Source organism: Streptococcus hongkongensis, assembly GCF_053206145.1.
The window spans coordinates 1-9,192 of the sequence record NZ_JBRUGD010000025.1 but is presented as its reverse complement, the minus strand read 5'-3'; the positions used below and the strand labels follow the sequence as shown (position 1 = coordinate 9,192).

At 36.3% G+C, this 9,192-nt stretch carries 8 protein-coding genes; all 8 read left to right on the top strand.

The features are described 5' to 3' along the window. Positions 1–768: 768 nt before the first annotated feature. The 8 genes from ACVRZD_RS10375 to ACVRZD_RS10340 all read left to right on the top strand — a co-directional run bounded on the left by ACVRZD_RS10375 (position 769) and on the right by ACVRZD_RS10340 (position 9,045). Positions 769–1,284: an FUSC family protein gene (locus ACVRZD_RS10375; RefSeq protein WP_037626159.1), complete on the top strand. Its 516-nt coding sequence runs from the start codon at positions 769–771 to the stop codon at positions 1,282–1,284. Positions 1,285–1,364: 80 nt separating this feature from the next. After that, positions 1,365–1,736 carry a MerR family transcriptional regulator gene (locus ACVRZD_RS10370; RefSeq protein ID WP_037626157.1) on the top strand — a complete coding sequence of 124 codons (372 nt, stop codon included), beginning with the start codon at positions 1,365–1,367 and terminating at the stop codon, positions 1,734–1,736. Positions 1,737–1,772: 36 nt separating this feature from the next. Next, positions 1,773–3,119: a type I glutamate--ammonia ligase gene (glnA, locus tag ACVRZD_RS10365; RefSeq protein ID WP_037626155.1), complete on the top strand. Its 1,347-nt coding sequence runs from the start codon at positions 1,773–1,775 to the stop codon at positions 3,117–3,119. A gap of 242 nt (positions 3,120–3,361) precedes the next feature. Beyond that, a complete protein-coding gene (locus ACVRZD_RS10360; protein ID WP_447450491.1) occupies positions 3,362–5,020 on the top strand; it encodes a peptide ABC transporter substrate-binding protein in 1,659 nt (552 codons plus the stop codon). Positions 5,021–5,096: 76 nt separating this feature from the next. Beyond that, positions 5,097–6,011, top strand: a complete 915-nt coding sequence (locus ACVRZD_RS10355) for an ABC transporter permease (protein WP_037626152.1) — start codon at positions 5,097–5,099, stop codon at positions 6,009–6,011. A 9-nt stretch (positions 6,012–6,020) separates the two neighbouring features. Further along, positions 6,021–7,052: an ABC transporter permease gene (locus tag ACVRZD_RS10350; protein ID WP_037626150.1), complete on the top strand. Its 1,032-nt coding sequence runs from the start codon at positions 6,021–6,023 to the stop codon at positions 7,050–7,052. A 14-nt stretch (positions 7,053–7,066) separates the two neighbouring features. Continuing rightward, the gene (locus ACVRZD_RS10345) at positions 7,067–8,110 is read left to right on the top strand and encodes an ABC transporter ATP-binding protein (protein WP_037626148.1); all 1,044 of its coding nucleotides are present in this window, start codon (positions 7,067–7,069) and stop codon (positions 8,108–8,110) included. Beyond that, positions 8,110–9,045, top strand: coding sequence for an ABC transporter ATP-binding protein (locus ACVRZD_RS10340; protein ID WP_037626146.1), 936 nt, complete (start codon positions 8,110–8,112; stop codon positions 9,043–9,045). The genes ACVRZD_RS10345 and ACVRZD_RS10340 overlap by 1 nt, the downstream gene beginning before the upstream one ends. The last annotated feature ends 147 nt before the right edge of the window (positions 9,046–9,192 follow it).

The window sequence follows — 9,192 nt, the reverse complement described above, 5'->3', positions numbered from 1 at the left end:
AAAGGAACAAAACTGGAATGTTAGAAAAAGGTCACTTTTGTGACCTTTTTTGATAATGGAAGTATTTGTGACGCGGTGGTGGCGCATCAATGGAATTATTAGAAGGAAAAGAATTACCAGGCTTAGCTGCGTTAACAGAAAAATAGGCGGTAAGTTATCTCAAAATATCTGGGAGATATTTTGAGGTTGGAAATATAGGAAACGGAGTTTCTGTCAAAGTAGATTTCCTAGGCGCACCCCTGTCAGAACGACTAGCCCTTCAGAATGAAGGGCAGACGTTTATGGCGAATAACTAAAAAAGGTCGCTTATGCGATCTTTTTTAATAATGACAGTATTTGTGACTTAGTGGTGGCACATCGATAAAAATATTGCATGGTGAATGATTGGCAGAGATAGCTAACTTAACTAAAAAGGAAACAGTCATAAGTCCTGTTTCATGGACGAATTAGGGTCAGAATGACTAGTCTTTGTTGATGAAAGTAGATAATTACGATGAAATCCTATTTTTTCTTTGTTGAAAATCCTATGTTTAAAGGAATTATTGCTTCATTTGGGTAGTTAGAAAAATAAACTGTGAAAAAACAAGAGAAGAGAGGTTCATCTTCCTCTTTTTGGTTTATGGCGTGCAAATAAAATTCAAGGGGCGAAAAGGAAGAATTAGGTTGAAATAAAAATTGGATCAAATTGTGTTCAAGGTCAATTGAAGAATGACAATTTTTTCACAAAATGGTAAACTGGACTATATTGAGTTGAAAGAATAGGAAATTATGAACTTTTATTTTGATCCCCGAAAATTGAAACTTGGTATGCGGACCTTTAAAACGGGTTTGGCCGTTTTTTTTGTCTTATTGCTTTTTCATATTTTCGGTTTTCAAGGGCTACAAATTGGAGCCTTGACAGCTGTTTTTAGTTTACGAGAAGATTTTGACAAGACAATCTCGTTTGGCAGTTCAAGAATACTTGGGAACAGTATTGGTGGTATTTTCTCTTTTATATTTTATATACTACAATCGACTTTTCATCATCATTTCTTGGTGACCTTATTTTGTGTACCTGTACTTACCATGTTGACTATAATGTTTAACGTTGCTTTTAATAATCAGTCTGGAATCATTGGAGCAGTAGCGGCTTTATTAATTATCACCTTGTCGATTCCATCTGGTGAAACGGTTATTTATGTTTTTACTAGAATTTTTGAGACATTTTGTGGTGTCTTTATTGCAATTTTAATTAATACCGATGTTGAAATCATAAAAAATAAACTGATTAAGAAAAAAGATTGAATGAATGTTAGGTTTCCTGACATTGATTGTTGACATCTTTTTGTATTGGGCATATAATAGACTGGTGAAAGGAGTTTTTCATGAAAGAGAAAGAGCTCAGACGTTCAATGGCTGTTTTTTCGATTGGTGCTGTAATGAAGTTAACCGACTTATCTGCTAGACAAATTCGTTACTACGAAGATCAAGATTTGATTAAACCGGAACGTACGGATGGTAATCGTCGAATGTTTTCTTTAAATGATATGGATAGGTTGCTGGAAATTAAAGATTTTTTAGATGATGGCTTAAATATAGCAGCAATCAAAAAAGAGTATGCGAATCGTTTAGAAAAATCGAAGAAAAAACAAACTACATTAACTGATGCTGATGTTCGTCGTATCCTTCATGATGAACTTCAAAACCAAGGTGGCTTTTCGACACCTTCGCAATATTTGGGAAACTTTCGTATTTAACCTACGAACGGATTTGAAAATAAGGAGACCTATTTTATGGCAATCACGGCAGCTGACATTAGACGCGAAGTTAAAGAAAAAAATGTAACTTTCCTACGTTTGATGTTCACAGACATCATGGGAATCATGAAAAATGTGGAAATACCAGCAACAGATGAACAATTAGATAAAGTCTTATCAAATAAAGCAATGTTTGATGGCTCATCAATTGAAGGATTTGTGCGTATTAATGAATCTGATATGTATTTATACCCAGATTTAGATACTTGGATTGTTTTCCCATGGGGAGATGAAAATGGTGCAGTTGCAGGCTTAATTTGTGACATTTATACTGCAGAAGGAGAACCTTTCGCTGGAGATCCTCGTGGTAATTTAAAAAGAGCTTTAAAACATATGGAAAAGGTTGGTTATAAATCATTTAATTTAGGACCGGAACCAGAGTTTTTCCTTTTTAAAATGGATCAAAATGGTAATCCTACTTTAGAGGTTAATGACCAAGGTGGTTACTTTGACTTAGCTCCGACTGATTTAGCTGATAATACTAGACGAGAAATTGTTAATGTATTGACTAAAATGGGCTTTGAAGTAGAAGCAAGTCACCATGAAGTGGCTGTGGGACAACATGAAATTGATTTTAAATATGATGATGTTCTTAGAGCGTGTGATAATATCCAAATTTTCAAATTAGTTGTTAAAACAATTGCTCGCAAAGATGGTTTATATGCAACATTTATGGCTAAACCTAAATTTGGTATCAATGGATCTGGTATGCATTGTAATATGTCATTGTTTGATAAAGATGGTAATAATGCTTTCTTTGATGAAAACGATAGCAGAGGGATGCAATTATCACAAGATGCCTATTATTTCTTAGGTGGTCTAATGAAGCATGCTTATAATTACACTGCTATTATGAACCCAACAGTCAATTCATATAAACGATTAGTTCCTGGCTACGAAGCACCAGTTTATGTTGCTTGGGCAGGTCGTAACCGTTCGCCGTTGATCCGCGTTCCTGCATCTCGTGGACAAGGTACACGTTTAGAGTTACGTTCTGTAGATCCAACCGCTAATCCTTATATTGCTTTAGCAGTATTGCTTGAAGCTGGACTTGATGGTATTGAAAATAAAATTGATGCACCAGTTCCTGTTGAAGCAAACATTTATACAATGACTGTTGAAGAAAGAGAAGCAGCAGGGATTTTAGATTTACCATCAACATTACACAATGCATTGAAAGCATTGCAAACTGACGAAGTAGTAAAAAATGCCTTAGGTGAACATATCTATACCAACTTCTTAGAAGCAAAACGCATTGAATGGGCTTCATATGCAACATTTGTTTCACAATGGGAAATTGATAATTATATACATAATTACTAAAATTAGAAAAACTGCATATTTTCGTGCAGTTTTTTTGAATGTTTCATAAAAATATTCAAAACAAATGGTTTTTTATTAACAAAACACCTCTAAAACCCACGTTTTCAAGCTGTTTTATACCTACATATACATAAAAATTTAATATCCAAATTTTCAGATAAATTTGTTTCTTTTTTTCTGAATTGTGGTATAATTTAATGTATTAAACTTATTAAGAAATGCTTGACTAGGAGGTCACTGAAATGACAAATTCAAAAAGCACTAATTGGAAACGTGTTGGATTAGGAACATTGACGTTAGCATCTGCTGCTGTTTTAATGGCATGTGGTAATAAATCTACTGCGTCTAATGACAATAAAAATGAAATTAACTGGTATACACCAACTGAAATTATTACACTTGATATTTCAAAAAATACAGATACCTATTCAGCACTTGCTATTGGTAACTCAGGAAGTAACTTGCTTCGTGTTGATGCTAAAGGTAAATTACAACCAGATTTAGCTAAAAAAGTTGATGTTTCTGAAGACGGATTAACTTACACAGCAACTCTACGTGATGGTTTAAAATGGTCTGATGGTAGTGACTTAACTGCTAAAGATTTTGTTTATACATGGAAACGTATGGTTGATCCTGCGACAGCTTCAGAGTACGCTTATCTTGCGACTGAATCACATTTGAAAAATGCTGAAGAAATCAATTCAGGTAAAAATACAGATCTAAATTCTCTTGGTGTTAAAGCTGAAGGCAATAAAGTTATCTTTACTTTGACAGAGCCAGCTCCGCAATTCAAGAGCCTCCTTTCATTTGCTAACTTCATGCCACAAAAAGAAGACTTTGTGACGAAAACTGGTAAAGATTATGGGACATCTTCAGAAAAACAAGTTTATTCAGGACCATACACAGTTAAAGATTGGAATGGTACAAGTGGAACATTCAAACTTGTAAAAAATAAAAATTACTGGGATGCTAAAAACGTCAAAAATGGTGTTGTAAATGTTCAAACAGTTAAGAAACCTGATACAGCCGTTCAAATGTACAAACAAGGCAAACTTGACTATGCTAATATCTCAGGAACTTCAGCAATTTACAATGCTAACAAAAAGAACAAAGATGTTACACCAGTTTTAGAAGCAACAACAGCTTACATTAACTACAACCAAACAGGATCTGTAGAAGCTTTGTCAAATACTAAAATTCGTCAAGCACTTAACTTAGCAACTGACCGTAAAGGTATTGTTTCAGCAGCTGTTGATACTGGTTCTAAACCAGCCACTGCTTTGGTACCAACTGGTCTTGCAAAACTTAAAGATGGTTCTGATTTAACGAAATATGTTGCTCCAGGTTATACTTATGATGAAAAGAAAGCTGGCGAACTCTTTAAAGAAGGTTTGAAAGAACTCGGAAAAGATAAAGTTAAATTAACAGTAACTTCAGATGCAGATAGTCCAGTAGCAAAAGCAACTGTTGACTACCTCAAAGAAACTTGGGAAAAAGCATTACCAGGTCTAACTGTTGAAGAAAAATTTGTTACTTTTAAACAACGTCTAGAAGACACTAAGAACCAAAACTTTGAAGTTGCCCTTTCACTTTGGGGTGGTGACTATCCAGAAGGTTCAACATTCTACGCTTTGATGAAATCAGGTTCAGCCTATAACTATGGTAAATTCACCAATGAAACATTTGATAAAGCTTATGAAAAAGCTTTAACTACAGATGCTCTTGATACAGATGCTGCGGCAAAAGATTATAAAGAGGGTGAAAAAGCACTTTATGAAGCTGCAAACTACAACCCAATTTACTTCCGTAGTGGTGAAGGACTACAAAATCCAAGTATTAAAGGATTAATCCGTAATTCAACAGGTTTAAATGTTGACTTCACTTACGCTTACAAAAAATAAGCCTAGGAAGCACTAGTAATGTAATATTGCAAGAATTGGTTTTTTGACCAGTTCTTGCTTTTGTTAGAGGAACAATATGACTAAATACTTATTAAAACGTGTAGCCATCCTTATTGCTACACTTTGGGTTGTTGTAACCTTATCTTTTTTCCTGATGCAAGTTATGCCAGGAACACCTTACAACTCTCCGAAATTAACTGAAGAAATGATTGCTATGATGAATAAGCAATATGGTCTAGATAAACCACTATGGCAACAGTACTTCAAATACTTGTTTGACATTTTACATGGCGATTTTGGGACAAGTTACCAGTCTATTAATCAATCTGTGTCAAAACTAATTATGCAACGCTTGGGAGTTTCTATTCATTTGGGAATTCAAGCATTGGTAGTTGGTATCTCTGGTGGGCTTCTAGTAGGGGCTATCTCAGCTCGTAATAAAAATAACAAAATTGATGGCTTTTTAAGTGTCATTTCAACGCTCGGTATTTCAGTACCAGCTTTTATCATTGGCCTTTTGTTATTAGACTATTTTGGTTTTAAATGGGGTTTACTACCATTATCTGGTTGGGGAACATTTGCACAAACAATTTTACCTACCTTTGGTTTAGCGATTCCTGTATTTGCACAGGTTACGCGTTTCTTCCGTAGTGAAATGATTGAAACTTTGAATTCGGATTATATCCAATTAGCCCGAGCAAAAGGATTAACTAAGCGTCAGGTAACGAATAAACATGCTTACCGGAATTCAATGATTCCAGTCTTAACTTTAGTTGGCCCAATGGCTGCTAATATTTTGACAGGGTCAGCTTTGATTGAACAGATCTTTTCCATTCCAGGAATTGGGCAGCAGTTTGTTTCATCAATTCCAACGAAAGATTACCCAGTTATTATGGGAACAACAATTGTATACGCCGTGATGCTAATGGTCGCAATTTTGCTAACTGATATTGTTATTAGTATTGCAGATCCACGTGTGCGTCTTGGATAGGAGAGTAAGATGCTAGAAGAAAAGAAAACTTTTACTCTTGTAGGGGCAGGTAATTCTGACACGCAAGAAAAAATTGAAAAGCCAGCATTATCTTTCCTTGAAGATGCTTGGCGTAGATTAAAACATAATAAATTGGCTGTTGTTGCAATGGGATTTCTTATTGCCTTGTTGATTTTTGCAGTAGGATCAAATGCTATTGTTTCTAAAAATGATGCCAATAGTTTTGATAGTAAAAAAGTAAGTACCTATCGTAACTTGCCACCAAAGCTGAGTTCATCTTTACCATTTTGGAATGGTAGTATCACCTATGCAGGAAATACATCACCAAATGATGCCTATGCTGACCAAGGTGTTCCAGAAGGGGAAAAATTCCTATTGGGTACTGATAATTTAGGACGTAGTATTGGTAAACGGATTACAGTTGGTATTCGTATTTCATTACTAATTGCGATTGTTGCAACCATGTTTGACTTAATTATTGGTGTGACATATGGTCTGATTTCTGGTTTCACAGGGGGTAAAGTCGATACTGTTATGCAACGGATTATTGAGATTATTTCCTCTATTCCAAACTTAGTTATTGTCACCATGCTTGGTCTTTTGCTTGGCAATGGTGTTTTGTCAATTATATTCTCAATCGCCATTGTTGGTTGGACCTCGATGGCTCGTCAGGTTCGGAACTTAACTCTCTCATACCGTGAGCGTGATTTCGTACTTGCCTCTCGTGCACTTGGCGAAAGCAATTTCAAAATAGCCTTCAAACACGTTTTACCAAACATTTCTGGGATCATCATCGTTCAAATTATGATGACTGTTCCGAGTGCGATCATGTATGAATCAGTTTTATCAGCAATTAACCTTGGTGTTAAGCCACCAACAGCTTCTCTTGGATCATTGATCACAGATGCTCAGGAAAACTTGCAATACTTCCCTTATCAAGTAATGCTTCCTGCCATGGCCTTGGTACTCATCTCACTTGCTTTCATTCTTTTGGGTGATGGCTTGCGCGATGCATTTGATCCAAAATCAAGTAACGACTAGGAGGGAAAATTAATATGACTCAAGAAAAAGTATTAAGTGTCAAAGACCTCCGCGTTGATTTTAAAACATATGCTGGAGATGTCAAAGCAATCCGTGATATCAATTTTGACCTGTATAAAGGTGAAACGCTTGCTATCGTTGGTGAATCTGGTTCAGGTAAATCAGTTACAACCCGTACCTTGATGGGGCTGAACGCTAAAAATGCTAGTATCACTGGGGACATTGATTTCAAAGGGAAGAAATTAATTGAGCTGACTGAAGATGAATGGGTTAAAGTCCGTGGTAAAGAAATTGCCATGATTTTCCAAGATCCTATGACCAGTCTTGATCCAACAATGAAGATTGGCATGCAGATTGCGGAAGCTATTTTAATTCACGAGAAAATTTCAAAAAATGAAGCTTTAGATCGCGCCTTAAAATTGATGAATCAAGTTGGTATTCCAAATGCTGAAGAGCATATCAATGATTATCCACATCAATGGTCAGGTGGTATGCGTCAGCGTGCTGTAATTGCCATTGCACTTGCAGCTAATCCAGAAATCTTGATTGCTGACGAACCAACAACTGCCCTTGATGTTACCATTCAAAACCAAATTTTGAAATTGATGAAAGGTTTGCAATCACAAATTTCATCATCAATTATCTTTATCACCCATGACCTTGGCGTTGTGGCTGGAATGGCTGATCGTGTAGCAGTTATGTATGCTGGTAAAATTGTTGAATATGGTACAGTAGACGAAGTCTTCTACAATCCACAACATCCCTACACTTGGGGTCTTTTGAACTCTATGCCAACAACTGATACAGAAGAAGGCAGTCTTCAATCAATTCCAGGAACACCTCCAGATTTATTGAATCCCCCAAAAGGAGATGCCTTTGCTGCTCGTAATGAGTTTGCTTTAGATATCGACTTGGAAGAAGAACCTCCAATGTTTAAAGTTTCTGATACTCATTATGCAGCAACATGGTTGTTAGATGAGCGTGCGCCGAAAGTAACACCGCCAGCACCAATCTTAAAACGTTGGGCTAAATGGAATATGAAGAAAGGACAAATTTAATGACTGAAGAACGTAAAAAATTAGTTGAACTAAAAAACGTTACTTTAACTTTTAATAAAGGTAAAAGTAATGAAGTCAAGGCCATTAATAATGTCAGCTTTGATATCTATGAAGGTGAAGTCTTTGGTTTAGTAGGTGAATCAGGTTCAGGTAAAACTACTGTTGGTCGTGCTATCTTAAAACTTTATGATATTACTGGTGGCGAAATCATTTTCAATGGTGAAAATGTGACAAAACTAAAAGGTAAAGATCTTTATAATTTCCGTAAAGATGCCCAGATGATTTTCCAAGATCCACAGGCTAGTCTTAATGGACGGATGAAAATTAGAGATATCGTTGCCGAAGGTCTTGATATCCATGGTCTGACTAAATCTAAAGAAGAACGTGAAGCACGGGTTCAAGAATTACTTGATCGTGTTGGTTTGAATAAAGACCACGTGACACGTTACCCACATGAGTTTTCTGGGGGGCAACGTCAACGGATCGGGATTGCGCGTGCACTTGCTGTTAAGCCAAAATTCATCATTGCCGATGAACCAATTTCAGCACTTGATGTGTCAATTCAAGCACAGGTTGTTAACCTGATGCAAAAATTGCAGACAGAACGTGGTTTGACATACTTATTTATTGCCCATGACCTGTCAATGGTTAAATACATTTCAGACCGTATTGGTGTTATGCACTGGGGTAAAATGTTAGAAATTGGAACATCTGAGGATGTTTACAATAACCCAATTCACCCCTACACAAGAAGTCTCTTATCAGCTATTCCTGAACCAGACCCTGATTATGAACGGCAACGTGTTGCAGAAATCTATGATCCAAGCATCGAAATGGATGGGCAAGAGCGTGAAATGCGTGAAATCACACCAGGTCACTTCGTCTTCTCAACAGAAGAAGAAGCAGCTGAGTATAAAACGAAATTGAATAAGTAAAAAAACAGCCATGGCTGTTTTTTCAGAGTGAAGACAAAGTCCATGTCTTCACTTTTTGATATTTTTCTAAAGTGGCTCGGACTTGGTATGCTCTCTTTCTGGTTTCAAGGAGAGCAGATCAAAACGTCCACTGGACCTTTTGATTCT